Consider the following 24,356-nt stretch of genomic DNA (forward strand, 5'->3'; position numbering starts at 1 on the left):
CCCCTGCTCGTCGGTCTCGTCCCGCTCCCGGCTCCACGCCGCACGGGCGGCCTTCCGGCGGCGGGCTCGGCGCCGCCCGAAGGCACCCGGGTGGCTCCTCCGGCCCCCTAACCGCCGCCGGTACGCAGAGGTCGCGTACGAGGGACCCACACCACCCGATCGGGCACATCCGGCTCTTGAAGCGGTTCTTCATGCGGGCGAAGGTGTGCTCGGGGCGGCGGACGATCAGCCCGGTACCGAGGTAGGCGCGGTCCGCGATCACACCACCGTACTGGTCGCCGCAATCAACGAGTGGCTGTGAGACACCGACCGCTGCGATCATGCGGCAGTGAACGCAGGTCTTCCCGACGGATGGACGATCGAGCAGGTCCGCTCCGCATCGGGTGACGCCAGAGCGGATCTGCTCTCGCTCGAACGACTCGTTGTCGTTGAGGTGCACGGCGCCGCCGACTACGACGTCCTCCAGCCTGACGTCATCATTTCCTTCCATGACGGGGACCTGTGCCTCGCAAGAGCCGGCGACGACTGGTTCATGGGGCAGCTCGACCTCGACGGCTCCGTCATATGCTGGGCTTCCTACGGCCCTGACCTGGCCGAAGCCATCCGCGGGTTGTGAGCTGTCAGGCAGCGAAGAGCCTGCGGGGGCGTCGGGGACAAGTCGGGCAGACACAGCGGGGAATCTGCCCGCCGCATGGTCAGACATCGCCCGAGGCGGCGGTGCCGATTCGACCGACGGCAGCGGCCGGCCGGGTTCAGCGCCGGCCACCGCCGCGAGGCTCCAGGTGCTCGCCGAAGAGCGGGTCGAACGCCTGCCCGTCGTCGTCAGTCACGACATAGTCCGGTTCGGTCTTCGAGGCGGCTGCGTGCAACCGGATGACGAGGTCGGTCACAGGCGCGATGCGCAGCGACAGGGCTGCGGCCACCCGGGCAGCTTCGTCGTCGATGTCCGGGTTGTACTTGTCACGAGTCCGTTCGAGGCGTTGAGCAGAGGCCTGCATGACCTCCACATCGCCACCGCCCGAGAACAAGAGGCAGTCGTGCCACTCCAGCCCGATGATGATCTCCAACGCGTCCGCCAGGTCATCGGCGAGCAGACCGCCTTCCCCTTCGGAACTCGCGAACACCACCGGCCGGCGACCGTTGCGTTCAGCACACAGGAAGTACGCCCCACCGGCGGACTCCCCGGCGATCACCTCCAGCGGTGCACCCGAGGCAAGCCCCAAGCCCTCGCCATAGTGCCTCCGATGGACGTCGAAGCCGAACGATGACCGCAGCAGCAGATCGGTCTCTGGGGTGTTGTGGATCAGGTCAAGCAGATGATCACTCGAGGTCATGGCGCGGACGATAGCGAGTGCCGCTGATCCTACGGGGCGCCGGACCACACCTGACGTGAGCCCTCACAAGTCATTCTGAAACGATCAGTCAGTGACGGTAGGCGGTGGTCGCGGTCTCGATGAAGGATCGGATCAACGGGTTGGTGTCGCCCTTGTTCCACGCCGCCACCACTCGGCTCGGCGGCATGTCGATCAGCGGCACCATGGCCAGCTCCGCGGGCAGGTCGTGTCCGAGCGGGGCGAGGCCCACCGTACCGTTCCACAGCACCGCGTGCAGGCATTCCTGGACGGCGCGCACCACTGGGCCCTCACGGGGCCTGCCGCCGTTCCAGTACGACTGCCAGACGGGGTCGGTGCCCTGCGGGAACTGGAACCAGCGGCGGTCGCTCAGCTCGGCCAGCCGCAGGCCGTCGCGGCGGGCCAGGGGATCGTCGGCGCGCAGGACCACGCCGACCGGATCGGCCCGCAACGCCCGCACCGTCAGGGCGGTTTCGTCGAACGGCGCCCGAGTCAGCGCGACGTCGACCAGTCCGGTACGCAGTCCGCACGTCGGGTCGGTCAGACCGGTGTCGCGGATGCGGATGTCGATGCCCGGGTGGCTTCGGCGGTAGGCGGCGGCCAGCCGGGACACGCCCGGGTCGGTGCCGTCGCCCAGGATGCCGATGGTGAGGGTCGCGGCGCCGGCTGCCGCGCTCACGCGTACCCGGACGCGGTCGGCATGGTCGAGCAGGGCGCGCGCCTCGTCGAGCAGCACCGTGCCCACCGGAGTGAGCGTGACGCCGGTGGGCGAGCGGGCGAAGAGCAGGGCCCCGATCTCGGCTTCCAACTGCTTGACCGCCCGGCTCAGCGGCGGCTGGCTCATGTGCAGTCGGGCGGCGGCCCGGCCGAAGTGGAGTTCCTCGGCGACCGCGACGAAATAGCGCAAGGTGCGTAGCTCCACGCTGCAACGATACCCAGCGGGAATCGGCGCCGTGGAACGGGTCTTGGACACCGAAGCAGCTCGGGCGGTGCACTGGTGGGCATGACCGAAGAAGCACGAAACAGCGAGCAGCAGACCGGACCCGCCCTGTCGGTGGTGGGTCCCGGCGAGGGCGAGACGATCGTTCTGGGCACCACGCGCATGCGCGTCCTCGAGGACGGCAGCCACACCGGGCACCGCCTCGCGATCGCCGAGTCGGTCCTCGCCCCGCACACCCAGGGACCGCCGCAGCACCGCCACGGCCGGCACGACGAGGGCTTCTACGTCCTCTCCGGCACCGTCCGGTTCACCGTAGGGGACCAGGACCACGACGCCACCACGGGCACGCTCGTGATGGTTCCGCCCGGCACCCCTCACACCTTCGCCAACCTGACCGACCAGCCCGCCGTCATGCTCAGCACCTTCACCCCCGACCTGTACGTGCAGTACTTCCGAGACCTCCAGGAGGTGCTCGCCGACGGCCGGCCGCTGACTCCACAGGCCAACATCGACGCGATGAGCCACTACGCGAGCGAGCCCGCCACCGACCGCGCCTGAAGCCGACCGGCATCGCTCCCTCGCTGGCCGTCCGGCTGTGAACAAGCCCGGTCCGCGACCGGGGTCGATCAGGCACGTACGACAGTCGTCGAGCTCGTGGCAGAGCTGCGCGCGACCATGCCGGGCAGGTGTCGGGGCTGATTGCGCGTCGGTCACCCGTCGGCGGCTGTCGGTTCGATGTCGGTGGCTTGTCGGTGGGGTCCGGCAATGTTCCAGTCACGGCCGGCCAGAACTCACCGGGCGGCCCCGATTCCCAGGAGCCATCATGCATACGCCCGTGACGATCATCGGCGCCGGACTCGGCGGACTCACTCTGGCCCGTGTCCTGCACGTCCACGGAATCCCCGCCACGGTCTACGAGGCGGAGTCCTCCCCGACGGCGCGCACGCAGGGCGGACTGCTCGACATCCACGACTACAACGGACAGCTCGCCCTCAAGGCGGCCGGCCTGATGGACGAGTTCCACGCCATCGTCCTGGAAGGCCACCAGGCGATGCGGGTCCTCGACCCGGACGGCACCGTCCTGCTCGACAAGGCCGACGACGGCACCGGCGGACGCCCCGAGGCGCACCGCGGCGCGTTACGACAGATCCTGCTCGACTCGCTCCCGGCCGGCACCGTCCGGTGGGGGCACAAGGTCAGCAGCACCCGCGCCCTCGGCGAGGGCCGCCACGAGGTGACGTTCGCCGACGGCGGCGCCGCCGTCACCAGCCTGCTGGTCGGCGCGGACGGCGCCTGGTCACGGGTACGGCCGCTGCTCTCCACCGCCACACCCGAGTACGTCGGCACGTCGTTCGTCGAGACATACCTGTTCCACGCCGACACCCGCCACCCGGCCGCCGCGAAAGCGGTCGGTGGCGGGATGATGATCGCGCCCTCGCCGGGCAGGGAGATCTTCGCTCACCGGGAGAGCGGCGACACCCTGCACGCCTACGTGGCGCTGAGCAGGCCACAGGACTGGTTCGCCGCCATCGACTTCACCGATGCCGCCGCGGCCACCGCGCGGATCGCGGCCGAGTTCGACGGCTGGGCACCGGAACTCACCGCGCTGATCACCGACGGCGACACGGCTCCGGTCCTGCGCCCCCACTACGCTCTGCCGACCGGGCACCGGTGGGACCGGGTGCCAGGGGTCACCCTGCTCGGCGACGCCGCCCACCTCGCGCCCCCGAACGGCGAAGGCGCCAACCTGGCCATGTACGACGGCGCCGAACTCGGCAAGGCCCTCGCCGCGCACCCCGAGGATGTCGAGACCGCGCTCACCGAGTACGAGCAGGCCATGTTCCCCCGCAGCGCCGAGCCCGCCACCTTTGAGGGGGGAGAGGTCCCGGGGATCGACTCCGAGCACAACACCGCCCAGGGCCTGATCGACATGATCACCGAGAAGGGCCACCAATGAGCCGCTGAGGCGCATCGATTACGGGCGCGAGCGATGAGAACGCCGGTCGGTGAGTGCTCGGGGCTCGCAGCGGGCGAGGTGGCCCATGCGGCTGGCGGAGCCGAGCTGTGCCCGGTGTCGTGACGGGCCGGCCGCTGGACGGCGACGGCGGCCGGCCGGGCCGGCACCAGTATCAGGCGCGCCTTTAAGCTTCGCGCGGCTGAAGCCTGCCCACCGAGCGCAGGACACGCGAACGGGAGCCGCTCCGAAGGTCACGCGGCCTCCCGCCCCAGGAGAGCCAGAAGCTGCTGCTGAGGCGTGGCCTGCGCCGAAGCGGTCAGAGCGGGTGCGTACATTCCGGTAGCGGCGAATTGCTCGGCCATGGGAGCAACGGCGGCCAGGCACGCCCCGACGGCCTCACCATCAAGGTGCGCTTCGAAACCCGCGGCCTGCGCGAGGTCCCAGCCGTGCACGAGCGGTTCGATGACGGCCGTGGCCAGCACCCACTCGGCCGCCACTTCGCCGTGATGTGAGGCAACTCGACTGTTCGGATCGGTGGTGGTCAGCAGATCCAGCATGGACCGGCACGTGGCGGCCCAGGCAGTGGCCGGTTGCCCGACGACCGCCTCGGCCGGATCCCGAAGTGGCTCACGCGGTCCCTGGCCGGACAGGAGAGCAGCGATCTGCTGCTGGCCGTCGATGATGTGTCCCAGGACGTGTAAGCCGGTCCATCCAGGGCAGGGAGAGGCGCTGGTCCAGCGGTCGGCCGGTACTCGATCGACGACGTCGCTGACGCCTGCGAGCACGCGCTGGTAGCGCGCGAAGACGTGGCTCATTGCGCTTCCTCCAAGTTGGGCGTCGGTATGAGCGGATGCAGGGCGTTCCATGCGGCCCGGGCCAGTGCTGTTGCCGCCGTGTGGGGGAGCCCGCCTCCGCCCATCAGCCAGTTGCGGGTGTATTCCTGAGCCGGTCCGATCCACACAGCGACCACCACGCTCAGCTCGGGTGTGCCGTCCCAGCCGCGGCCCCTCAGCCATTGGGCGACGGCTTGGAAGAACTCCCTGCTACAGGCCGTGATCCGGGGAGCGTCACGGGGCGTGACCCAGTCAGGTGGCGCGGCGAGAAAGGCAGCCAGCTCCCGGTGCGCCTCCACCCAGGCGAGGTGGCGGCGCACGGCTCCCTCGATGCCGGCTTGCAGAGCAGCCTGAGGCGTCAGCACGGTCATGAGCTCGGCTTGGTGCTGTTGAAGGCCGTGAAGGTAGACCGCCTCGGCAAGGTCTTGCTTGGTGCGGAAGTGGTGGAAGAAGCTGCCGTTACTGACCCCCGCCCGTTTGCGTACCTGCTCCACCGTCGTGCGTTGCACTCCGTTTTCGAGGAAGCAGCCGAGGGCCGCGGCCAGGATGCGCTGGTAGGTATCGGAAACCAACATGGCGCCAGAGTAGTGCTCTAGAGCAACACTCCACCATGGCAAGTCCGAGCTTTCGTGGGCTCAGCCTTCGGGTTCAGGCGAACACGCGGGTGAGTACCGAGCAGACCGCCCCCTGGGCGGCCTTCTTGGACACGGTGCTGGCATCGTGCGAGTCATGAGAACAGCAGGAACCACACCGGAACCGGAATCCTCAACACGGAGTGGCCTCACATCTCTGGGTGAGGTGGCGTGCCGTTACCAGGCGGATGAGATCCGCTCGGAGGACCTGCCGATGATTGCCGCCGAGGCACTCGCGGCCGGGCTGGACACCCCGATGTTGTGCGAGCTCGCCGGTATGCCCCGCAACGCGGATACGCGCGATATCCGCGACGCGTTCGAGCAAGCACTCTCCGAGACCGGACTCGAGCTGCCTGATCCGGGCCTGGCGCGGCGCCACGCGCTGCGCCGGCTGGCGGTGAGGCTGATCAAGGGAGAAATCGCTCCCGCCGACCTGGCGACGGATGGCTGGTGGGAGACGGAGGCCGAAACCGTTGAGGAGCGATCGTTCGTATCGCTGATCCCGCAATGCGTGTGCTGCATCGAGTACACCTCGGGGCTTGACGAGCGGACGTGGGCGGCCGAGCTGCGGATCGCCGCACTCGCCCTGACATCGTCTCCGCCGATCGGCCCCGGCTGCTGACCCTGCCCTGACGCCGTTCGACGGCCTTGGGGTCGTAACGTGCCAGCCGGTGATCTGCAGACGCCCGGCGTCGGCTGCGCAGAGGACCAGGCCGTCCGCGCCGAACACGGGCAGGAGCAGGTGGAGGCGGCCGGTGTGGGCGGGCCGGGACACGGCGGACGCGTGGAGGGCCGGGCGGGCGGGACTCGGGGCGCTCGCCGGTGGGGACGGCACGGGCGCTCCAGGGGGCCTGGGGCGGTGAACTCGACGCAGGGCAGTGACTGCCAGGGCCGGGTCACCAGCAGCCGGTCCGAGGTCCGGCCGAAGCAGCGCGGCCGCCGCGCCGTTCACGAACGTGATCCGGCCCTCGAGGTCCAGGGCCAGCGTGCCTCGGGCAGCCGCTCGGCATAGTGAGCGCTCGCTCACCCACTCCGAACGGGTGAATAGTCGGCCACGGAACGTGGCCCTGCTCGAGATCAGGGCCACTCGAAGCCGCCGTGGCAGGTGTTCTTCCGGCGGCGCGGCGCCCGTATTCGGGTGAGGCGCCAGACCGGACACGAACACTTGTTGGACCGGTTCGTCTCCGGCTCACCGCGCCGGCATGCAGGGCGATCTACCATGAATGACAAGGTCCTCTTGATCCCTGCACCTGCCCACGGCGAGACAGTAGGGAGGCCGGCATGGAGTTCCGGACCGGATCCGGGGGAGTGGACGGCTCGCGCTACCTGCCGATTTCCGAGCACGGCCTGATCGGTGACCTCCGTACCGCGGCGCTCGTCGGGACCAACGGCACGATCGACTGGTACTGCTGCCCGCGCTTCGACGCACCGAGCGTGTTCGCGTCCATCCTCGACGCCGACCGGGGCGGATCGTGGGAGCTGGCCGCCGACGCGCCGACGCGCACGCGACAGTTCTACTTCCCCGACACCAACGTGCTGATCACACGGTTCTACGCCGCCGACGGGGTGGCGGAGATCCAGGACTTCATGCCGGTCGTCGACGAGTCGCGCGAGGCCGCCCGGCACCGCCTGATCCGGCGGGTGATATGCGTTCGGGGAACCCTTCCGTTCCGGGCGCGGATAGCTCCCCGCTTCGGCTACGGTGCCGAAGCGCACACCGTACGCGCCCACGCCCACGAGGCCGTGTTCGAGTCCCCGTCCTTGTCGCTGGCACTGTCCTCCACCGCACCGCTCGAGTGTCACGGCTCGGACGTGTGGTCGCACTTCAAGCTCCTCGAAGGCGAGTCCGTGGTGTTCGCCCTCGACCGGATCACCGGCGACGTCCGCCCACGGGCCTGCCCGCACGCGGAGGCGGAAGAGCAGTTCGAGGCGACGGTACGGTTCTGGGGCCACTGGCTGGGCCGCTCCCGCTACCGAGGCCGGTGGCGGGAGATGGTGCACCGCTCCGCGCTGGCGCTGAAGCTGCTCACCTATGCGCCGACCGGTGCGATCGTGGCCGCCCCGACGACCAGCCTGCCCGAGCGGGTCGGAGGCGAGCGCAACTGGGACTACCGGTACGTATGGGTCCGCGACGCCGCCTTCTGCGTCTACGCCATGCTCCGCCTGGGCTTCACCTCGGAAGCCGAGGCCTTCATGGGATTCCTGTCCGAACGGTGCATCGAGCCGGGAGCCGGCCCCGCCGGTCCGCTGCAGATCATGTACGGCATCGACGGGCGCAGGGACCTGCCCGAGTCCGAGCTGCACCACCTCGAAGGGCACCTGGGATCCGCGCCGGTACGGGTGGGGAACGCCGCCACCAAGCAGCTCCAACTGGACATCTACGGAGCGCTGATCGATTCCGTCTACCTGTACGACAAGTGGGGGCAGCCCATCAGCAGCGACCACTGGGACGAGGTCGGCGCTGTGGTGGACTGGCTCTGCGACCACTGGGACCAGCCCGACGAGGGCGTCTGGGAGACCCGGGGTGGCCGGAGGAACTTCGTCTACTCGCGGCTGATGTGCTGGGTGGCGATCGAACGGGCCATCCGTATGGCCAACCGGCGCGGCCTGCCGGCCGACCTTCCCCGCTGGCAGCAGAGCCGGGACGCCATCTACCGGCAGATCATGCGAGAGGGCTGGTCGCCCACCCGCCGGGCGTTCGTCCAAGGGCTGGGGAACGACGTACTCGACGCCTCGGTGCTGATGATGCCGATGGCCAAGTTCATCTCGCCCACCGACCCCAAGTGGCTCTCGACCCTGGACGCACTCACCACGGATCTGGTCTCCGACTCGCTGGTCTACCGTTACGACCCGGAGGCCAGCCCGGACGGACTGCGGGGCTCCGAGGGCACGTTCTCGATCTGCTCCTTCTGGTACGTCGAGGCCCTCACCCGCGCCGGACGCCTGGAGGAGGCCCGGCTGGCCTTCGAGAAGATGCTCACCTACGCCAACCACCTCGGCCTCTACGCCGAGGAGATCGGCCGCAGCGGAGAGCAACTCGGAAACTTCCCCCAGGCGTTCACCCACCTCTCGCTGGTCAGCGCCGCCTTCAACCTCGACCGCGCCCTCGGCTGAGTCCCACGTCAACCGCAACCGGAACCCCGGGATGCCGCAGGCGCAGATCGAGGTCGCGATGTGCTCCGCCTACCGCGCGTCCAAGGTCATCTGGTTCGACGGGGTGGTCGGCCAGGACATCACCGACGACCACGTCGACGCCACGTCCCGGTTCCTCGCACCGGGGCGCGCGGTGGTCCAGATGCCGCTGGCGACGGACGACGACGCCTACGCGAAGGACGCGCGCCGGCAGTACCAGATCCTGTCCACGTCCAAGACGGCGGCCGGCACGCCCATGGCGGTCACCAAGCTCCAGGGACCGGACTACTACAAGATCCGCTCGGCCGACCCGAACTTCGTCGCGGCCTACGCCAACTACTACGTGTGCAACGGGGCGGTGATCTCCTCCCAGTTCGGCGACACCTCCGCGGACGCCGCGGCCAAGGCCGCACTCGTCCAGCTCTTCCCGGGCCGGACCGTCGTCCAGCTGAACACCGACTACCTGGGCGCCGGAGGCGGCGGCATCCACTGCGTCACCCAGCAGCAGCCGGCCCCGTAACGGCTGCCGCACGGCCACGGCCCCCGCCGGACCCGCGACGCTGCGGCTGCCCGACGAGGCCGAGCACCGCGTCCGAACCCAGCCGGAGTTCCTGTCCAGCTACACCAACTACTACACCGTCAACGGCGTCGTCACAGCTCTCCGGACGATGCCGAGCAGCAGATGGCCTGCGGTACAGGAGCCGCCGGGGCAGGTAGCCCCGCCTGCGGTGTTCACCCGGGGGCTCCAGCGGGCCGCAATGACCGGGCCATGGCACAGCCGGACACGGGGTGGGCAGCCGGAAACGGCAAAGGCAAGGAGAGCGCTCTCCTTGCCACTCTCAACTTATAGCGCGACCTGGGGCTTGCCGCAAGGCCCCGGGCAGGGCGCAAAATCGTCGCCCGAGCCATCACCGCCCCGGAGGCATCGCAGTGAACGAGCAGTACGTGTGGGACCTTCACCAAGTGGACGAGACCCAGGTCGCGACCGTCGGCGGCAAGGGCGCACACCTGGGCGCGCTGTCGCGCATCGAAGGGGTCAGCGTGCCGGGCGGCTTCTGCGTGACGACGGAGGCCTTCCGGCGGATCATCGCGCAGGCACCCCCGGTCGGCGACCTGCTCGATCGCTTGTCCCACGTGGACCCGGACGACGGGGAAGCGATCCGCACGCTCAGCGCGCAGATCCGCCGGACCATCGAAAAAACCGCGGTCCCGGAGGATCTCGCGGCGGCGATCACCCGCGCACTCGCCCGGTCCGGCGAACGGGCCGCCTACGCCGTGCGGTCCAGCGCCACGGCGGAGGACCTGCCGACGGCCTCCTTCGCCGGCCAGCAGGACACGTACCTCAATATCGTGGGGCCGACGGCGATCCTCCAGCACATCAGCCGCTGCTGGGCCTCGCTGTTCACCGAGCGCGCCGTGGCCTACCGCCGTCGCAACGGCATCGACCACCGCACGGTGCACATGGCCGTGGTCGTGCAGCAGATGGCCTTCCCGCACGCGTCCGGCATCCTGTTCACGGCCGACCCCGTCACGGGCAACCGGAAGGTCGCCACCATCGACGCCGGATTCGGCCTGGGCGAGGCACTGGTCTCCGGCCTGGTGAACCCGGACGTCTTCACCGTGCGCGACGGCGAGGTCGTCGCCCGGAAAATCGCCGCCAAACAGCGCGCCCTGACCGCCCTGCCGGCCGGCGGCACCCACGAGGTGGCGGTCCACCCGCAGCAGCAGGAGCAGCCGGCGCTGACGGACGCGCAGGCCCTACGGCTGGTCGAGCTCGGGCGGCGGATCGAAGCGCACTTCGGCTGCCCCCAGGACATCGAATGGTGCCTGGTGGACGACGGTTTCCGGATCGTGCAGAGCCGGCCGATCACGACGCTCTTCCCCGTCCCGGAGAGCGGCGACCGGGACGACCGGGACGACCGCGTCTACGTCTCCGTCGGCCACGGGCAGATGATGACCGACCCCATGAAGCCACTGGGGTTCTCCATGTGGCAGCTGACGGCCATGGTGCCGATGCACGAGGCCGGCGGGCGGCTGTTCGTGGACGTCACCCAGCGCCTGGCCTCGCCCGCGAGCCGCGCCGCCCTGCTGAACGCCCTCGGCAAGGGCGACCCGCTGGTCCGGGACGCTCTGGAGACGGTCCTCGACCGCAGCGACTTCGTTCCCTCGCTCCCTCAACCGGGCGCGGGCTCCGGCGGCCTGCCGCCCGGCGGTGGCGGTGCGCCCGACCCGATCGAGACCGATCCGGCCATCGTCACCGAACTGATCGAGCGCAGCCGGGCCTCCCTCGCCGCCCTGGAGCGCGACATCCGTACGAAGAGCGGACCGGCGCTGTTCGACTTCCTGCTGGAGGCCTTCGAGGAGCACAAGCGCCTCCTCAGCGATCCGCTGAGCATTCAGGCGATCATGGCGGGCATGGAGGCCACGTGGTGGCTCAACGACAAGCTGGGGGAGTGGCTGGGAGAGAAGAACGCCGCCGACACGCTGACGCTGTCCGCCCCTGACAACATCACCTCGCAGATGGGGCTGGCCCTACTCGACGTCGCGGACGTCATCCGCCCGCTGCCGGAGGTGGTCGCGTTCCTGCGGGACGTGCAGGACGACGATTTCCTGGACGAGTTGGCCAAGCTCCCGGGAGGGCCCGAGGCCCGCAACGCCATCGAGGCCTACCTCGACCGGTACGGCATGCGCTGTGTCGGCGAGATCGACATCACCAGGCCGCGCTGGCGCGAACAGCCCAGCACGCTGGTCCCTGTGATCCTCGACCACGTGCGCACCTTCGAGCCGGGTGCTGCCGCGCGACGCTTCGAGGTGGGGCGGCAGAAGGCGCACCAGAAGGAACAGGACGTGCTGACACGCCTGCGCGCCCTGCCGGACGGGGACCGCAAGGCCGACGAGACCCAGCGGATGATCGACCGGGTCCGCACCTTCATCGGGTACCGGGAGTACCCCAAGTACGCCATCATCAGCCGCTACTTCGTCTACAAGCAGGCCCTGATGCAGGAGGCCGAACGCCTCCTGCAGGCGGGCGTGCTCGCCGAGCGGGAGGACGTCTTCCACCTCACCTTCCCGGAACTCCACGACGTCGTGCGCTCCGGCCGGCCGGTCGACCCGCGGCTCGTCCGGCAGCGCAAGGAGGCGTTCCGGGCGCACCACGCGCTCACCCCGCCCCGGGTGCTCACCTCGGACGGCGAGGCCCTCACCGGGTCCTACCGCCGGGACGACGTCCCGGCCGGCGCCCTGGCCGGCGTGGCGGTCTCGGCCGGGACCGTCGAGGGGCGGGCCCGGGTCGTCCTCGACATGGCGGAGGCCGATCTCGAAGCGGGCGACATCCTGGTCACGGCCTTCACCGACCCCAGCTGGTCACCGCTGTTCGTCCGGATCGCGGGCCTGGTGACCGAGGTGGGCGGCCTGATGACCCACGGCGCGGTGATCGCCCGGGAGTACGGCCTGCCGGCCGTCGTCGGCGTTGAGGGGGCCACCCGCCTGATCCGGGACGGCCAGCGGATCCGCGTGCACGGCACCGACGGCTACGTCGAGATCCTCCCCTGACCGGGAGGAGAGCGGCATCGCAGCCGTCACGGGCAACCCTCCCCGCCTCGGGCTCCTCACTCGGCCGGGGCGGTCGCGTGGGACAGCGCCACGCCGCCCACGATCAGGGCGAGGGCGAGGAGGCGGCCCGGGGTCACCGGGTCCTTGTGGACCACGACGCCGAGAGTGATGGCGCCGGCAGCGCCGATCCCGGTGAAGACGGCGTAGGCCGTGCCGACCGGCAGGCCCTTCATCGCCAGGGACAGCAGATAGACGGCGACGGCGGCGAGCGCGAAGCAGAGCAGCGTGGGCAGCGGGCGAGTGAACCCGGCCGTCGGTTTGATGCTCTGCGACCAGCCGACCTCCACCAGGCCGGCGGCGACGAGGAGGAGCCAGCTCACAGCGACTCTCCCGTCTTGCGGGCGGCCTCCAGCGCGGCCGCGCGGGACGCGTCGTGCGCCCCGCGCCGGCCGGCGAGGGCGGGATCGGTGAGGGAGTTGACCAGTTCGGTGCCGAGGAACGTCATGGCCTCCTCCGGCACGGCGAAGTGTCCGGCGAAGAAGTCGCGCAGGTAGCGCTCCTGGTGGTCGTACGGGTGGCGCGGGGTGCCCGGGCCGTACGCCCCGCCGCGGGCGTACGCCACGACGAACCGCCGTCCGGCCAGGGACATGCGCGGGAAGGTGACCTGGTCGATCCAGGCCTTCAGGGACGCCGGGACCGAGTAGTTGTACATCGGCGTGGCGATCAACACGGCGTCGGCGGCCACGAGTTCGGCCAGCAGCGGCTCGACGACGGCCCAGGCCGCCTCCTGCGCGGGAGTCCGCACGGCTTCCCGGTACCGGGCGGGGTCGGTGATCTCGTGCTCCAGGACGTAGTCGCACAGCTCGGTCCACGCCTCGCCGATCTGCGGGACGGGGGTCCTGGCCAGGTCGCGGTGGACGTGGATGCCACCCGGGTGGGACGCGCGCCAAGCGGCGGCGACGGCGTCGCCGGCCTCTCGGCTGAAGGACTGGCGGCGGGCGCTGGCGTCGAGGTGCAGCAGTGTGGTCATGACAAGGACCCCCTCGGTATCGGCCGGAACGGTAACCGGACACGGCGTCCAGTTATACCGGACGAGAGGTCCAACCGGACAGGGCGTCCAGTTATTCCGGTAGGCTGAGATGCATGGAGACGAGGGAACGCGCGGACGCCGCCCGCAATCGGGCCAAGGTGCTCTCCGCCGCCGCCGAGCTGTTCGCCGCCGGCGATCCGCGGTCGGTCACGATGGAGGACATCGCCCGGGCGGCCGGCATCGGCCGCGGCACGCTCTACCGCCGCTACCCGGACGTCACGTCCATCGCGGCGGCCCTCCTCGACGAGCACGAACGCCGCCTGCAGGAAGAGCTGTTGCGCGGCGCTCCGCCACTGGGCCCCGGCGCGCCGCCACTCGAGCGGCTCACCGCCTTCTACGCCGCCATGGTCGACTTGTTGGACACCCACGGCCACCTGGTGCTGGGCGCCGAGACCGGCGAGAAGCGCTTCACCGTCGGGGCGTACGGCTTCTGGCGCGCCCATGTCCTCGCCCTGCTGCGCGAGGCCGGCACCCCGGACCCGGAGGCTCTGGTGGACAGCCTGCTCGCGCCGCTGGCACCGGACGTCTTCCTCCAGCAGCGCGCGCAGGGAGTGACGCCGGACCGGGTCAAGGCAGCGCTGGGGCGGCTGGCGCGCGTGCTGCTGGCCGACTGAACAGGCCGACAGACCACGCCGGACGCTCCCCGATGGGCTCCCGCCGCAGGCCGCTGAACAGGTTCCATGGCACGGCATCGTCCCTGGTGCTGCGGGCCTTCACCGGCCGCCGACAGTGAGGCAGGGCCAGGGCCAGGACGGGTTGTGGGGCTGCGGTGCGTTGCGTCGGCCGGGACGAATGCGCCTTGTCGACACCCGTGTCACCTTCGAGGACGTCGCCGTGGGAACCCCACTGAGGGGGTATGCGCAACATTGCGGGGCCCGAGGTCTTCGCCCTGGACGAGCTCGGGATCACCATGTCCCACAAGGGCGACAACCGTACGGGCGTTGGCAAGGGTGGGAAGCCACAAGGTGACGCGGGGGCGGCGCACGGCACGCCCGATTCGGTGTTGTCGGCATGCGGGCACTGGTCGGGGACGGACCGAGGAGGCCGGGTCAGGGCTGGCGGCAGCGTGCGGGGTCATGCGGCCGCACGCGGGGGCTGCGGCGCGCTCGCCGAGAAGTACGGCGGCGGCGCCATCCCGCCACCACAGGATTGCCCAGCCGAGCGATCCGGCCCAGCGAGCCGACGCATTACGGGCCGCCGCCGCCCTGGGAACCGATCGGGAAGCGGCCCCGGATCACGCTGTCGTGACCCTGCCGTGGAAGGCGGAAGACGCTGCGGGCTTGTGCTGTGAGTGGTCAGCGCATGCGGACGGTGACCTCGGGGAGCGGTATGTCGGACAGAGTGAGCTGGAGCCCGGTCATGGTCAGGTAGGTCTGCGAGTCGCTCAGGGTGTTGGACGGTTCCTGGGTCTTCCCGCGCGTGCTCACCAGCAGGTACCAGCCCCCGCGCTTGTAGCTGCGGGAGACGTCGGCGCTGTCGCCGTTCGGGTTCAGCGCCCAGCCCTGGCGCTCCAAGTCTGCACAGATCGCCCTCATTTCGGACTGTGCGGCGGCCTTCTCCCGGACGGCCATCCAGCCCGTCCTGTTCAGGTTGGATCCGGCCGGGACCGTCGACTTGCCCTGCTCCGGATCGAGGCCCGCCGCGCGGACCGCCGTCCGGATCACTTCGTCCACCTCGTCCCGCGTGAGGGGCGGCGACGTGGGTCCAGGCGCCGGCGCGGGCGCCGACGCGGATCCGGACGGCTTGGACAAGGGCGCGCCCAGGTGCACGCGCCCGTCGTCGTCGATCTGTACCTGGTCCGGCATGACCACGGCAGCCAGACTCACGATCAAAGCCGCGGCCAGCCCGATCCACACCCTCCTCAAGAACGCGTTCAACGTGAGACTCCCCCCGAATGATCATTCGAGGGGAGTCTCACACATCCCGTTCGGTGCTCGGCAACCAAACCCCCGGGAGCGGAGCCCGCTACTTCGCGTCCTCGGCTATCAGCTTCGGGAACTCGTCCGAGGGCCCCCAGAGCGAAGGTCGCCGTGCACGGCTGGCCGGCCTCCGGGCCGGGCAGGCGGTGACCGGGACGATGATCCGCTCGGTGACGTCGACGGGCAGCGCGGGCAGGCACGGCTTGGTGAACACGATGGACCCCAAGCTCGTCGCCGCCTCGTTCGGCCTGGACCCTCAGGCCACCCTGATCTACCTCGCTGACCATATCGACGAGGGTCGTCTGCCGGCTCTGTGGTCCAGTCCGCCTGGCTAACGAAGGCGCAGGCCCCCCGGCAGTTCTTCTTCAATGATCTCGACGAGCCAGTCGAAGGCGGTCTGGCCACGTCCCGCGCGGGCATCCGCCAGCCTGGCGGCCATGCGTGCCTTGTTCGTCGGATGACAGCGGGCGAGCCACATCTCGAGCTGCCGAGCAGTCTCCGGATATCCCAGATGCTGGCGGGAGGCTTCGTGATCACGCCACTCGATCACGAAGTCGCCGTCGTCCGGCGTCCCGAAGCCGCCGCGTAGGCAGTCAGCGAAAGCATCAAGGTTCCGGCCGAAGTAGCCGCCGCAGCCGATGCTCTCGCCGGCGACCCGCCAGAAGTCCTCCAGCGTCTTGACCTGACTGCCGTCCAACACGTATCTCACCGTCACAGCCCGCACATTACGTCGCCTTCCCGATCCGGCGCCCGGGGCGGTGCCGGCGCCGTCGGCGGACCCCGCGCTGCTGGAGCGGACGCTGCGCGAACGGCTGCCCGACGCCGTGGGTGCCACGGAAGCCGAGATCGCCTCCGCGGAGACACGCCTGGGCATCGCCCTGCCCGACGAACTCAAGGCGCTCTACCGGGTGACACGGGCGAAGTGGGAGGACTGGCGTGGCGACTACAAGGCGTCGCGGCGCCATTCCGAGGCGGTCCGCTGCGAGCTCTTCGACCTGGAGAACGTGTACGTTGCCGAGGCGGCGACCCGCGAGTGCCCCTGGCAGTTCGCGGCCCTGGAGGCGGTCGACATCCGGCCCGACGCCGTTGTGCAGGGGCTGGTCGGCTCGGCGGGCTGGATCGTCTTCGGTGACAACGGAGGCGGCGACCGGCTGGCCGTCGACCTGACACCAGGCCCCCGAGGACACCTGGGACAGGTCATCATCCTCTCCCACGAGGAGAGCGTCGGCGCCGCACTCGTCGCCGACTCCCTCACCGACCTGGTGCTGGACAGGCCCCGTGCGGAACCCGGTCTCGGGGTGGATCACCGGCCTCCGGCCGTGGCTCACGTCAACGCTGCCGGCCTGCGGATCCTGGAAGCCGCTGTCCACCCCGACCTGGAAGTCCTTTCCATCGGTGCCTGGGACGGTCCGCCCTTCAGCCTCGTGCCGCTCATGGCGCTGCCTCGGCTGCGCACGTTCACCGCCTACCCTGGCACGATCGCCGACCCGCGGGAGATCGCCGGGCTCACGGGGCTGGAGTACCTGGAACTCGGGCCGCAGGACTGGCGGGCCCTCCTCGACGCCAAAGCCGTCCCGCGCGGCCTGTCGGCGGCCTTCATCGAGGTAGGCCACGACGAGGACCCTCTGCCCGTCGCGGATCTCGCCAGCGAACTCCTCGCCCTCTGGAACCGGCCCCCGATCATCCGGACCGTCGTCGCAGGTGATCTCGGCCCCGCGGCGTAAGGACGCAGGGCGCCGGGGTCCTGTGGGCGTGGGTGTCGGTGTGGCGGGTCTGGCCGTTCTCAGTGCTCTTTGTCGCGCGTCTCGTCCTCGCCGCGGTCGCGCTTGCCCTGGTCCTGGCTGCTTGGCTTGAGTTCTTCGGGGCTCTTGCCCCGGGCGGCTTCCTGCTCGGTGCCGGGGTGGGCTGGGTCCTGGCCGGAGCGCAGGCGTTCTTGCTCTTGCCGACTCTTGCTGGGTTCCTGGCGCTTGTTCTGCTTACCGGCCATGACGTCGTCTCCTCTTGGAACGCGGGGGCGGTTCCAAATTGCCACGCAAAGTGACGGCGTGCACCATTTTACTAACCGACTGTGTCGGTTGGGTGATGTGGGGCCCGGACTGCTCCACGTCTGGTCCGGGCAAAGGGGTGGGGTGCTGTGGCGCCCTCAGCGGCAGGCGGCCAGAAGTCGGGTGGTGGTGGCAGCTCGTCGGAGCGGACCGAGGATGTGCTGTATCAGGAGGCGGAGAAGCGCCACATCGAGGGCCGCTCGACGATGACGAAGCAGCAGATGTCGGCGTACACCGTGATGTGCCCAGCCGCGTACGACTGAACATACCCAGGTTTGCCGCTCCGGATCAGCTGTTCGGCCGATACGCGCCGGTGCGGTTCCGTACGCGCGTTTGAAGGCGTGGGCGAAGGCGAACTCGGATGCGTAGCCCACCTGGTCGGCGATGGATCTCAACGGTGCGTCCGATGTCCGCAGCAGGAGCGCTGCGGTGGTCATCCGCCACCAGGTCAGGTAGCCGAGGGGCGGTTGGCCGATCAGTGCGGCGAAGCGTCTGGCGAAGGGCGCCCGGGAGACCCGGCTTCCGCAGCGAGTGTCGCCACGGTCCACGGTGCCGCCGGGTCCCGGTGGACGGCCTGCAAGGCCGAGGCGACCTGGGGGTCGTTCAGTGCGGCGGCCCATCCCGTGGTGCCTTCTCGAGCGGGCTGTCCCTTGAACCAGATGCGCAGGATGTACAGCAGGAGTGTGTCCAGGAGGGCGAGGAAGACTGCGTCCGTGCCCAGGCGCGGATTCTCCAGCTCGGATGCGCCCCGGGGACGGGGGGCGAACGCCTTCGCCGCCCCGGAAGGCGCGCAGGCACGAACAGCTGCTGGTCCTGTGGATGCAGGCGGGTGCGGCAGCCCCTGACGGGTGATTCAGGTGCCGATGCGGCTGTTGGCGCCGTCGTGCAGGTCGGCTTGCTCGTCGTCGAACCAGTAGTCGCCCGCCGCGAGGTAGCGGAAGGAGTGGCTGCTGTGGGTGGGTAGGGAGACGTGGGCGGCGCGGGTCTGGAGGTGGTGGGTTGCGGGGTTCCCATGGTTGAAATCCCCGACCACGCTGACCGGCCCGGCCGCGGTGTCCTCGGGGAGGACGAAGGCGACCTGGGTACGGCCTGTGAGGTACTTGCGTTCGAGCATGGTGGTCTCCAGCTGGTCAAGGCGGGCCCGGGCGCCGTTGCGCGGGGAACGGTCGGCCGGGGCAGGACGCGGCCGAGGGCCGTGTGCCGCTCACCCGCGCGGATCCCCTGCCCTCGAGGGCATGATCGGTGTCGGGCAACGGCGTACGTGGCGGGCCCGGCCGGGTGGCTTTTTCGACCGGCCGGGCCCCGCATGCGTGGACCTCTCGTCGCCCTGCCACCGTGACACGGGCACGCTCGTACCGCCGGATGTTGTGGGCCGGCCGGGGGAATCGCGCCGCTGCTGTCCCTTCCCGCCCGTCGTCGGAGCGCCGTTGCGGCGCACACACGGTCTCCGGGCGCCGGCTCCAGGTCGGGCGGGTGCGGCTGCCTCTTTCCCGCTGCCTGCAGGCTGTCCCGTAGCGACGAGAAATGCCGCCGTCCCTCCACGGGGTGTGCTGCAGGCTGTCGGGTTCAGGTCTGGTGAAACCGGAATCGCAAATCGTACAATTCGGGCATGGAATCGGTGGAGCCTCGGTCCAGCTGGACGTTCCTCACGAACCACGCCCGGATCCTCGCCATGATCCTTCGTGATTCGGAGATCCGGCTGCGTGACCTGGCCAGCAGCTGCCAGCTCACGGAACGGGCGGCTGGGGCCATCGTCCGGGACCTGGAGACCGCCGGGTACCTCACCCGGGTACGCCGTGGCCGCCGCAACCACTACGAGGTCACGCCCGGGACGCTCTTCCGCCATCCGGCCGAGGGCCACCACGAGATCGCGAACCTCCTGCACCTGCTGGTCGGCCTCGACCCCCGGGCCGAGCCGGCCGCTTCCACGAACCGCATGGCCGACCCGCCACCCCGTGCGGGACCGGGGCCGGCGATGCCGCCGCGCCCTGCCAGGCCTTCCTCCCGGGGGATCGGGGTGTGAAGGGAGCAGGCCGTGACCTCTCTTCCCGACCGCCTGCCGGTTACTGCGGCGCAGCACATGAGCGGCACGCTGCCCCCTGCCGTCGCCGGGGTGGTCTTCGTGCCGGGGCCGCAGCGGGTGCTGGCCCGCGTGCGCGGCGAGATCGACATGGACGACGGCAGCGGACTGCGTGAGCACCTCATCGCGGCCCTGAACTCCAGCCGCGACGGCCTCGACGTCGACCTGTCCGCCGTCACCTTCTGCGGCACCACCGGTCTGCACATCCTGCTGGACCTGGACCGGCTGGCCCTGGATACCGGGAAATCGCTCGTGTTGACCGCCCTCAGCCGGCCGGTCGCCCGCCTGCTGCGCCTCAGCGGGGTGCAGCACATGCTGACAGTGCGCGCCTGGCCCACACCCCCCGAGGGAGGGAAATCCGTGTCCGAGTCCGGGGGCGCCGCCGCGCCGCGTGATCGGATGGGGCTGGGCCAGGTGCTGGCAGCAGCCGAGAGCGCCGCGCCGGTGCGCTCCCTCGACGTGGTGGCGCGCAATCTGCGCGACCGGTTCGATGCCAGGTACGTGTCGTTCCTGTTCGTCGACATCGTCGGCCGACGCCTGCTGCGGGTTCACGACACCGCGGTCGAGTCGGGGCAGCAGCCTGCCGAACAGGTCCCGCTGGAGGGCAGCAGCGTCTACGACGACGTGCTGCGCAGCCAGGAGCTCGTGGTGGCCGCAGACGGCCATGACGGGCACCGGGTGCTGGCCCCGGTCACCAACCGCGGCGACACCATCGGTGTCCTGGAGCTGTTCCTCACCCAGGCCACACCGGAGGTATGTGTCCAAGTCCAGGAGGCCGCGCACGCGCTGGCGTACATCATCGTCACGGACCGCCGCTTCACCGACCTCTACCACTGGGGCAACCGCACCGGCCCGGTCAGCCTCTCCGCGGAGATCCAGCGTCAGCTCCTGCCCTCCGCCTCCTGCTGCGAAGCCCCCGAGTTCACCCTGGCCGGCGCCCTGGTCCCCGCCTCCGACATCGCCGGCGACACCTACGACTACAGCCTCGACACCCACACCCTGCACCTGTCGATCACCGACGCCATGGGCCACGACGTCAGCGCCTCCCTCATGGCCACCCTCCTGGTCAACGCCTCCCGCGGCGCCCGCCGCGCCGGCGCCGACCTCGCAGAACAAGCACGCCAGACCCACCAGGCCCTCCTCGACCACGGCCACCACAGCCTCGCCACCGGACAACTCCTGCGCGTCGCCCTGGACGGCAGCCACGCCCAGCTCGTCAACGCCGGCCACCCTTGGCCCTACCTGCTGCGCGACGGCGCCGTCACCGAACTCCTCCTGGCCGTGAACCTTCCCTTCGGCATCCCCGCGCAAGGCGCCTACCAGGTCCAAGACCTCGACCTGCGCCCCGGTGACCGCCTCCTGCTGCACACCGACGGCATGCAGGAACGCGACGCCGCGGCCGTCGACCTGCCCGCCCTCCTGCGCAAGACCGCGGCCGAGCACCCGCGCGAGGCGGTGCGCACTCTGGTCGGCGCGGTCACCGACGCCTACGGAGGCCGCCCGCCGAAGGACGACGCCACCGTCCTGTGCCTGGACTGGCACGGACCACAGTCCCCTCCGGCGGCAAGCGGTGACGGAACCACCTTGCAGTCCGTGGACGCCGCCGCGGACCCACCACCACGCACACGTCTGCGCACAGATCCGTCGTGGTCCAGCACGGGGTGACCGCGCGCCGCCTGCGTCCTCGCCGGGTCACAATTCCGGGCGTTCTCCTGGCTCGGTCCGCTGGCGCACTGCGGTGGACCGGGAACCGGGGCGTCCCACGGGGAGGACCGGGCGGTGTCGGGTGTCCTCGAGCGCGAAGGCGGCGGCCGCGTACAGTGCGGCCGCCGTCAGGACGAGCCCGATGACGCCCGAGGCGGTCTCCCATTCCGGGGCCCTGGTCAGCTCGTGGAGTCCGGTTGCGCCCAGCCGCAGGGAGGCGCAGGCGATGACGACGGTGGCTGCGATCTTGCCGGTGTCGGCGGCGGCAATGGGTACGAGCAGGCTGGCGGCGGTGACCAGCAGGAACAGGCCGAGGGCATGCCGTGTTCCGGGCAGGGGACCGGCGCTCAGCACGACTCCTTGCACCAGCCAGCTTCCTGCCAGGACGGCCATGGCCGTGCCGAAGGCGGTGTCCCTGGCGCGAAAGCCCAGTACGGACGCCAGGAGCTGCAGCGGGAACGCGAATGCGATCATGACCGTGCCGGCGGCGGCCCGTTCGGCGGGTGGCGTCCACCCGAGCTGGAGGCCGGCGGTCACGAAGGCTGCCCCGGCCAGCGCCAGGAAGCCCAGCGGTACAGGCGTGCCGACGGGCCGCAGAACGGTCGCGGTGACGCGGTGCGGAGGAGTGGGCGCGGGAGCGGGGGCGGCCATGGGGGTCTTCCTTCCGGTCGGCAGCTGATGCGGTCGGGGGCGTGGCTGCTTTCGGCGCCTGCCCCGCTCCCTGTCTGTCACGCCTGCAGGGCGAGCCGTGTCAGGCGGTGTGCGGCGGGTAGGCGCCGCTCACGGGTCCCGACGGCGACCCGCACACGTCGCCTGAGCAAGCCGCCACCGGCCTGTCCGGCGCGCCCCACTCCCCGCAGGAGTGGCCGCCTGAACGTGACCGCCGGCGACGCTCCGAGGTTCGGCCAGGGCCCGGCCGCGGTTGCCGGCCGACCGCTGTCCGCGCTGACGAACGGGACCCGGGGGTCCGACACGGCGCCGCGACGGAGGCATGATGGGGGTCGACTCCTTACCGGGATGTGCCGGTGAGGAGTCGATCGTCCGTCCGCCGCACGAGAGCAGGCAGGTGTCATGGACTGTGCCGAGTTCGCGGAGTTGGTGACCGAGTTCCTCGACGGCGCCATGGCCGAACCGGCCGAGCTGCGTTGTCTCGTTCACCTGGCGCGGTGTGAGGGCTGCGAGACGTACCTCGACCAGTTCCGGCAGACCGTCGCGGCCGCGGCCGCGACCGCGGGCACGCTGCGCGGATCGCACCTGCCCTCCGCGGCAACACGCGATCAACTCCTCGCGGCGTTCCGCAGCAGGCCGCGCGACTGACCTCGGCGGCCGCCGGAGCGGCTGCGAAGGTTCTCGGCGGGAGATGAACGAACGCACCCTGCGAATGGCCGCACCGCCCCATTGCCCTAGGCTGGCCCTTCCAGTTGACGTCCGGCAAGGAGAGAAGAATGGCGGGCCCGCGCGAACTACCCCCGGACGAGGTTCTGGTGCAGCGCCTCCGCGACGGTGACGAGGAGACGTTCGCCCTGGTCCTGGACTCCTGGTCGGGCGGCATGCTTCGGCTCGCCATGTCGTTCGTGTCGACAAAGGACTCCGCCGAGGAGGCCGTCCAGGACACCTGGCTGGCGGTGATCAGGGGCATCGACGGCTTCGAGGGCCGCGCGTCACTGAAGACGTGGGTGTACCGGATCCTCGTCAACACCGCCAAGGCGCGGGGCACGAAGGAGAGCAGGACCGTTCCCTTCGCCAGCCTGCTGCCGGAGGAGGAGGGGCCGACGGTCGACGCCGAGCGCTTCCGCGCCCCCGGCGAGCCGTACGCCGGACACTGGGTCGCCGGACAGGAGCCGCGTTCCTGGCACATCCCCGAGGACCACGTGCTGCGCGGCGAGGTCCGCTCGGTGATCGCGGAGGCGATCGACGAGCTCCCGCCCCGCCTGCGTACCGTGATCACCCTGCGCGACGTGGACGGGTACGGATCCGACGAGGTGTGCTCGCTCCTTGAGATCTCGCCGGGGAACCAGCGCGTCCTCCTCCATCGGGGCAGGGCTCTGCTGCGCCGTAAGCTGGAGTCGTACGTGTTCGATGCCTATGGCGTCGCGGGCGGGAAGGAACTCGCGTGAACTGCAACGACTTCGTGGAGCTGGTGACCGAGTTCCTCGACGGCGCGTTGTCCGAAGGGGACGAGCGGCGCTTCATCGAACACCTGGCGGAGTGCTCCGGATGCGAGAACTACCTCGACCAGTTCCGTCAGACGATTGCCGCCACGGGCGAACTGACCCCGGACAGCATCTCGTCGGACGCCAGGCAGCACCTCCTCTCCGCCTTCCGGGACTGGCAGCAGGGCGTGTAACGCTCGTGCGGTGCGTCCGCTCTGAACGTGCTTGACTCTGCGCAGAAAACTCTTGTTCGGTTGTTCGGTGTCGCCGCCGGACTGCCCGGTGGAGTGGTGGTCGCGCTGGTGACGGCCCGCGGTGGATCCCGTGGGCCGGACACACGGTGGTGCTGGGAGCCGTGCTCGGCCTCCTCTTCGGTGAGCACTGGCAGAGCAGCGGCTCTGCCTTCTCCGTCGGTCTGCTCATCGGCCTGCTCGACTGGGTTACCTGGGCCCTCACCCTCGCCCCTCTCCTTGAAGGGGGACACGCCGTCGTGGTCGGTCGCGGGCTCGTCACCCATGTGACGCTGATCAGCCAATCGAACTTCCTGCTCTTCACCCCGCTCCTCGTCGGCGTCGTCTCCGGCACGGTGGAGGCCAGGCACGTCAGCGCTCTACACGCGCCTGCACGCTCTGCGGCCCAGGTTCGTGATCGTGCACGCGGGAGCAGCTGCCACCGGAACTGTGGCCCGAGCTCGGCCGGTACGCGCAGCGCAAACCCGGCGCACGGGTGAGCAGGGCCACCGCCGAGGACATCACCCTGAACTCGGCGGTGGCCCTTCCTGCCCACCGTCGCGGCCATCGTCAGAACCGACTCGCCCGTCGTGGGCTTCGCCGTCCACCTGCTGATCGCCGCGATCGTCGGGGGCATCCCATCGTGTCGTAGGGGCTGTCGGTCCCGCAGGAGGATCCGAAAAGGGCGAGGAGCGGGTGGGGGCCTTGCGCCCCCCCCACCCCCCCCATTTGGGGCC

Annotated in this window: 26 protein-coding genes and 5 pseudogenes; 18 read left to right on the plus strand and 13 right to left on the minus strand. The window is 70.4% G+C overall.

Annotation, left to right across the window (positions count from 1 at the left end):
- The first annotated feature begins 328 nt into the window (after positions 1–328).
- Entirely contained in the window at positions 329–616 is a 288-nt protein-coding gene (locus ABZ924_RS19450; protein ID WP_361910882.1) for a hypothetical protein, read from the plus strand.
- Between the two features lie 136 nt (positions 617–752).
- Here the strand turns inward: ABZ924_RS19450 and ABZ924_RS19455 are convergent, their stop codons facing one another.
- The gene (locus ABZ924_RS19455; RefSeq protein WP_361910885.1) at positions 753–1,334 is read right to left on the minus strand and encodes a hypothetical protein; all 582 of its coding nucleotides are present in this window, start codon (positions 1,332–1,334) and stop codon (positions 753–755) included.
- Positions 1,335–1,422: 88 nt separating this feature from the next.
- Positions 1,423–2,274: a LysR substrate-binding domain-containing protein gene (locus ABZ924_RS19460; RefSeq protein ID WP_361910887.1), complete on the minus strand. Its 852-nt coding sequence runs from the start codon at positions 2,272–2,274 to the stop codon at positions 1,423–1,425.
- 81 nt (positions 2,275–2,355) lie between these two features.
- Here ABZ924_RS19460 and ABZ924_RS19465 point away from each other — a divergent pair, with 81 nt between their 5' ends.
- Both ABZ924_RS19465 and ABZ924_RS19470 read left to right on the plus strand, forming a co-directional pair.
- Positions 2,356–2,850, plus strand: coding sequence for a cupin domain-containing protein (locus ABZ924_RS19465; RefSeq protein ID WP_361910889.1), 495 nt, complete (start codon positions 2,356–2,358; stop codon positions 2,848–2,850).
- A gap of 265 nt (positions 2,851–3,115) precedes the next feature.
- Complete coding sequence (locus ABZ924_RS19470; protein WP_361910892.1) at positions 3,116–4,249, plus strand: NAD(P)/FAD-dependent oxidoreductase; 1,134 nt, start codon at positions 3,116–3,118, stop codon at positions 4,247–4,249.
- 251 nt (positions 4,250–4,500) lie between these two features.
- Here ABZ924_RS19470 and ABZ924_RS19475 read toward each other — a convergent pair whose 3' ends face one another.
- Both ABZ924_RS19475 and ABZ924_RS19480 read right to left on the minus strand, forming a co-directional pair.
- Positions 4,501–5,064, minus strand: a complete 564-nt coding sequence (locus ABZ924_RS19475) for a TIGR03086 family metal-binding protein (RefSeq protein WP_361910895.1) — start codon at positions 5,062–5,064, stop codon at positions 4,501–4,503.
- Positions 5,061–5,657 (minus strand): TetR/AcrR family transcriptional regulator, encoded by a 597-nt coding sequence (locus ABZ924_RS19480; RefSeq protein ID WP_361910898.1) that lies wholly within the window; start codon positions 5,655–5,657, stop codon positions 5,061–5,063. Before ABZ924_RS19480 ends, ABZ924_RS19475 begins: the two co-directional genes overlap by 4 nt.
- Positions 5,658–5,928: 271 nt before the next feature.
- Here ABZ924_RS19480 and ABZ924_RS19485 point away from each other — a divergent pair, with 271 nt between their 5' ends.
- The 4 genes and pseudogenes from ABZ924_RS19485 (at position 5,929) to rph (ending at position 12,398) form a co-directional block, all read left to right on the plus strand.
- The gene (locus ABZ924_RS19485) at positions 5,929–6,336 is read left to right on the plus strand and encodes a hypothetical protein (protein WP_361910901.1); all 408 of its coding nucleotides are present in this window, start codon (positions 5,929–5,931) and stop codon (positions 6,334–6,336) included.
- 659 nt (positions 6,337–6,995) lie between these two features.
- Positions 6,996–8,828 carry a glycoside hydrolase family 15 protein gene (locus tag ABZ924_RS19490; protein WP_361910904.1) on the plus strand — a complete coding sequence of 611 codons (1,833 nt, stop codon included), beginning with the start codon at positions 6,996–6,998 and terminating at the stop codon, positions 8,826–8,828.
- Between the two features lie 10 nt (positions 8,829–8,838).
- Positions 8,839–9,366: pseudogene (locus tag ABZ924_RS19495) on the plus strand (agmatine deiminase family protein); the annotation flags it as partial.
- A gap of 410 nt (positions 9,367–9,776) precedes the next feature.
- Positions 9,777–12,398, plus strand: a complete 2,622-nt coding sequence (gene rph / locus ABZ924_RS19500; RefSeq protein ID WP_361910907.1) for a rifamycin-inactivating phosphotransferase — start codon at positions 9,777–9,779, stop codon at positions 12,396–12,398.
- 56 nt (positions 12,399–12,454) lie between these two features.
- Here rph and ABZ924_RS19505 read toward each other — a convergent pair whose 3' ends face one another.
- Positions 12,455–12,778, minus strand: a complete 324-nt coding sequence (locus ABZ924_RS19505; protein WP_361910910.1) for a multidrug efflux SMR transporter — start codon at positions 12,776–12,778, stop codon at positions 12,455–12,457.
- Positions 12,775–13,428, minus strand: coding sequence for an NAD(P)H-dependent oxidoreductase (locus ABZ924_RS19510; protein WP_361910913.1), 654 nt, complete (start codon positions 13,426–13,428; stop codon positions 12,775–12,777). The genes ABZ924_RS19505 and ABZ924_RS19510 overlap by 4 nt, the downstream gene beginning before the upstream one ends.
- A 113-nt stretch (positions 13,429–13,541) precedes the next feature.
- Between ABZ924_RS19510 and ABZ924_RS19515 the strand changes: the two genes are divergently transcribed.
- A complete protein-coding gene (locus ABZ924_RS19515; RefSeq protein ID WP_361910916.1) occupies positions 13,542–14,102 on the plus strand; it encodes a helix-turn-helix domain-containing protein in 561 nt (186 codons plus the stop codon).
- A 239-nt stretch (positions 14,103–14,341) separates the two neighbouring features.
- Positions 14,342–14,431 (plus strand): annotated as a pseudogene (locus tag ABZ924_RS19520) (LysR family transcriptional regulator); the annotation flags it as partial.
- A gap of 352 nt (positions 14,432–14,783) precedes the next feature.
- Here ABZ924_RS19520 and ABZ924_RS19525 read toward each other — a convergent pair.
- The 3 genes from ABZ924_RS19525 to ABZ924_RS19535 all read right to left on the minus strand — a co-directional run bounded on the left by ABZ924_RS19525 (position 14,784) and on the right by ABZ924_RS19535 (position 16,122).
- The gene (locus tag ABZ924_RS19525) at positions 14,784–15,365 is read right to left on the minus strand and encodes a hypothetical protein (protein WP_361910918.1); all 582 of its coding nucleotides are present in this window, start codon (positions 15,363–15,365) and stop codon (positions 14,784–14,786) included.
- 88 nt (positions 15,366–15,453) lie between these two features.
- A complete protein-coding gene (locus ABZ924_RS19530) occupies positions 15,454–15,621 on the minus strand; it encodes a hypothetical protein (RefSeq protein ID WP_361910921.1) in 168 nt (55 codons plus the stop codon).
- A gap of 117 nt (positions 15,622–15,738) precedes the next feature.
- Positions 15,739–16,122 (minus strand): barstar family protein, encoded by a 384-nt coding sequence (locus ABZ924_RS19535; protein ID WP_361910924.1) that lies wholly within the window; start codon positions 16,120–16,122, stop codon positions 15,739–15,741.
- A 13-nt stretch (positions 16,123–16,135) separates the two neighbouring features.
- On the opposite strand from ABZ924_RS19535, the pseudogene ABZ924_RS19540 reads away from it, so the two are divergent.
- Positions 16,136–17,131, plus strand: a pseudogene (locus tag ABZ924_RS19540) (SMI1/KNR4 family protein); the annotation flags it as partial.
- Between the two features lie 59 nt (positions 17,132–17,190).
- On the opposite strand, the gene ABZ924_RS19545 reads toward ABZ924_RS19540, so the two are convergent.
- Complete coding sequence (locus ABZ924_RS19545) at positions 17,191–17,394, minus strand: hypothetical protein (protein WP_361910927.1); 204 nt, start codon at positions 17,392–17,394, stop codon at positions 17,191–17,193.
- Between the two features lie 147 nt (positions 17,395–17,541).
- Here ABZ924_RS19545 and ABZ924_RS19550 point away from each other — a divergent pair, with 147 nt between their 5' ends.
- Positions 17,542–17,715: a hypothetical protein gene (locus tag ABZ924_RS19550; RefSeq protein WP_361910930.1), complete on the plus strand. Its 174-nt coding sequence runs from the start codon at positions 17,542–17,544 to the stop codon at positions 17,713–17,715.
- Between the two features lie 48 nt (positions 17,716–17,763).
- Here the strand turns inward: ABZ924_RS19550 and ABZ924_RS19555 are convergent.
- Positions 17,764–18,197 (minus strand): annotated as a pseudogene (locus tag ABZ924_RS19555) (helix-turn-helix transcriptional regulator); the annotation flags it as partial.
- Positions 18,198–18,305: 108 nt separating this feature from the next.
- Positions 18,306–18,566 carry a hypothetical protein gene (locus ABZ924_RS19560; RefSeq protein ID WP_361910933.1) on the minus strand — a complete coding sequence of 87 codons (261 nt, stop codon included), beginning with the start codon at positions 18,564–18,566 and terminating at the stop codon, positions 18,306–18,308.
- A gap of 495 nt (positions 18,567–19,061) precedes the next feature.
- On the opposite strand from ABZ924_RS19560, the gene ABZ924_RS19565 reads away from it, so the two are divergent.
- The 3 genes and pseudogenes from ABZ924_RS19565 (at position 19,062) to ABZ924_RS19575 (ending at position 21,197) form a co-directional block, all read left to right on the plus strand.
- Positions 19,062–19,475, plus strand: a complete 414-nt coding sequence (locus tag ABZ924_RS19565; protein WP_361910936.1) for an AsnC family transcriptional regulator — start codon at positions 19,062–19,064, stop codon at positions 19,473–19,475.
- A 57-nt stretch (positions 19,476–19,532) separates the two neighbouring features.
- Positions 19,533–19,844: pseudogene (locus tag ABZ924_RS19570) on the plus strand (STAS domain-containing protein); the annotation flags it as partial.
- Between the two features lie 87 nt (positions 19,845–19,931).
- Positions 19,932–21,197: a PP2C family protein-serine/threonine phosphatase gene (locus ABZ924_RS19575; RefSeq protein WP_361910960.1), complete on the plus strand. Its 1,266-nt coding sequence runs from the start codon at positions 19,932–19,934 to the stop codon at positions 21,195–21,197.
- A 27-nt stretch (positions 21,198–21,224) separates the two neighbouring features.
- Here the strand turns inward: ABZ924_RS19575 and ABZ924_RS19580 are convergent, their stop codons facing one another.
- Positions 21,225–21,887, minus strand: a complete 663-nt coding sequence (locus ABZ924_RS19580) for a hypothetical protein (RefSeq protein ID WP_361910939.1) — start codon at positions 21,885–21,887, stop codon at positions 21,225–21,227.
- A gap of 420 nt (positions 21,888–22,307) precedes the next feature.
- On the opposite strand from ABZ924_RS19580, the gene ABZ924_RS19585 reads away from it, so the two are divergent.
- The 4 genes from ABZ924_RS19585 (at position 22,308) to ABZ924_RS19600 (ending at position 24,119) form a co-directional block, all read left to right on the plus strand.
- A complete protein-coding gene (locus ABZ924_RS19585) occupies positions 22,308–22,553 on the plus strand; it encodes a zf-HC2 domain-containing protein (protein WP_361910942.1) in 246 nt (81 codons plus the stop codon).
- A 128-nt stretch (positions 22,554–22,681) separates the two neighbouring features.
- Positions 22,682–23,353: a sigma-70 family RNA polymerase sigma factor gene (locus ABZ924_RS19590; RefSeq protein ID WP_361910945.1), complete on the plus strand. Its 672-nt coding sequence runs from the start codon at positions 22,682–22,684 to the stop codon at positions 23,351–23,353.
- Positions 23,350–23,583, plus strand: coding sequence for a zf-HC2 domain-containing protein (locus tag ABZ924_RS19595; protein WP_361910948.1), 234 nt, complete (start codon positions 23,350–23,352; stop codon positions 23,581–23,583). The genes ABZ924_RS19590 and ABZ924_RS19595 overlap by 4 nt, the downstream gene beginning before the upstream one ends.
- 161 nt (positions 23,584–23,744) lie before the next feature.
- Complete coding sequence (locus ABZ924_RS19600; protein WP_361910951.1) at positions 23,745–24,119, plus strand: hypothetical protein; 375 nt, start codon at positions 23,745–23,747, stop codon at positions 24,117–24,119.
- The last annotated feature ends 237 nt before the right edge of the window (positions 24,120–24,356 follow it).

Origin of the sequence: Streptomyces sp. NPDC046876 (genome assembly GCF_040645035.1) — a bacterium.
Classification (GTDB): domain Bacteria; phylum Actinomycetota; class Actinomycetes; order Streptomycetales; family Streptomycetaceae; genus Streptomyces.

What these genes read in the sequence shown, in the direction of transcription:
- ABZ924_RS19580 (WP_361910939.1), bottom strand. Translation starts at nt 21,887, where the DNA reads ATGGCCGCCCCCGCTCCCGCGCCCACTCCTCCGCACCGCGTCACCGCG.
- ABZ924_RS19470 (WP_361910892.1), top strand. Translation starts at nt 3,116, where the DNA reads ATGCATACGCCCGTGACGATCATCGGCGCCGGACTCGGCGGACTCACT.
- ABZ924_RS19515 (WP_361910916.1), top strand. Translation starts at nt 13,542, where the DNA reads ATGGAGACGAGGGAACGCGCGGACGCCGCCCGCAATCGGGCCAAGGTG.
- ABZ924_RS19455 (WP_361910885.1), bottom strand. Translation starts at nt 1,334, where the DNA reads ATGACCTCGAGTGATCATCTGCTTGACCTGATCCACAACACCCCAGAG.
- ABZ924_RS19575 (WP_361910960.1), top strand. Translation starts at nt 19,932, where the DNA reads ATGGGGCTGGGCCAGGTGCTGGCAGCAGCCGAGAGCGCCGCGCCGGTG.
- ABZ924_RS19545 (WP_361910927.1), bottom strand. Translation starts at nt 17,394, where the DNA reads ATGGCCGGTAAGCAGAACAAGCGCCAGGAACCCAGCAAGAGTCGGCAA.
- ABZ924_RS19510 (WP_361910913.1), bottom strand. Translation starts at nt 13,428, where the DNA reads ATGACCACACTGCTGCACCTCGACGCCAGCGCCCGCCGCCAGTCCTTC.
- ABZ924_RS19485 (WP_361910901.1), top strand. Translation starts at nt 5,929, where the DNA reads ATGATTGCCGCCGAGGCACTCGCGGCCGGGCTGGACACCCCGATGTTG.
- ABZ924_RS19560 (WP_361910933.1), bottom strand. Translation starts at nt 18,566, where the DNA reads ATGCTCGAACGCAAGTACCTCACAGGCCGTACCCAGGTCGCCTTCGTC.
- ABZ924_RS19475 (WP_361910895.1), bottom strand. Translation starts at nt 5,064, where the DNA reads ATGAGCCACGTCTTCGCGCGCTACCAGCGCGTGCTCGCAGGCGTCAGC.
- ABZ924_RS19480 (WP_361910898.1), bottom strand. Translation starts at nt 5,657, where the DNA reads ATGTTGGTTTCCGATACCTACCAGCGCATCCTGGCCGCGGCCCTCGGC.
- ABZ924_RS19565 (WP_361910936.1), top strand. Translation starts at nt 19,062, where the DNA reads ATGGAATCGGTGGAGCCTCGGTCCAGCTGGACGTTCCTCACGAACCAC.
- ABZ924_RS19465 (WP_361910889.1), top strand. Translation starts at nt 2,356, where the DNA reads ATGACCGAAGAAGCACGAAACAGCGAGCAGCAGACCGGACCCGCCCTG.
- ABZ924_RS19490 (WP_361910904.1), top strand. Translation starts at nt 6,996, where the DNA reads ATGGAGTTCCGGACCGGATCCGGGGGAGTGGACGGCTCGCGCTACCTG.
- ABZ924_RS19585 (WP_361910942.1), top strand. Translation starts at nt 22,308, where the DNA reads ATGGACTGTGCCGAGTTCGCGGAGTTGGTGACCGAGTTCCTCGACGGC.
- ABZ924_RS19590 (WP_361910945.1), top strand. Translation starts at nt 22,682, where the DNA reads ATGGCGGGCCCGCGCGAACTACCCCCGGACGAGGTTCTGGTGCAGCGC.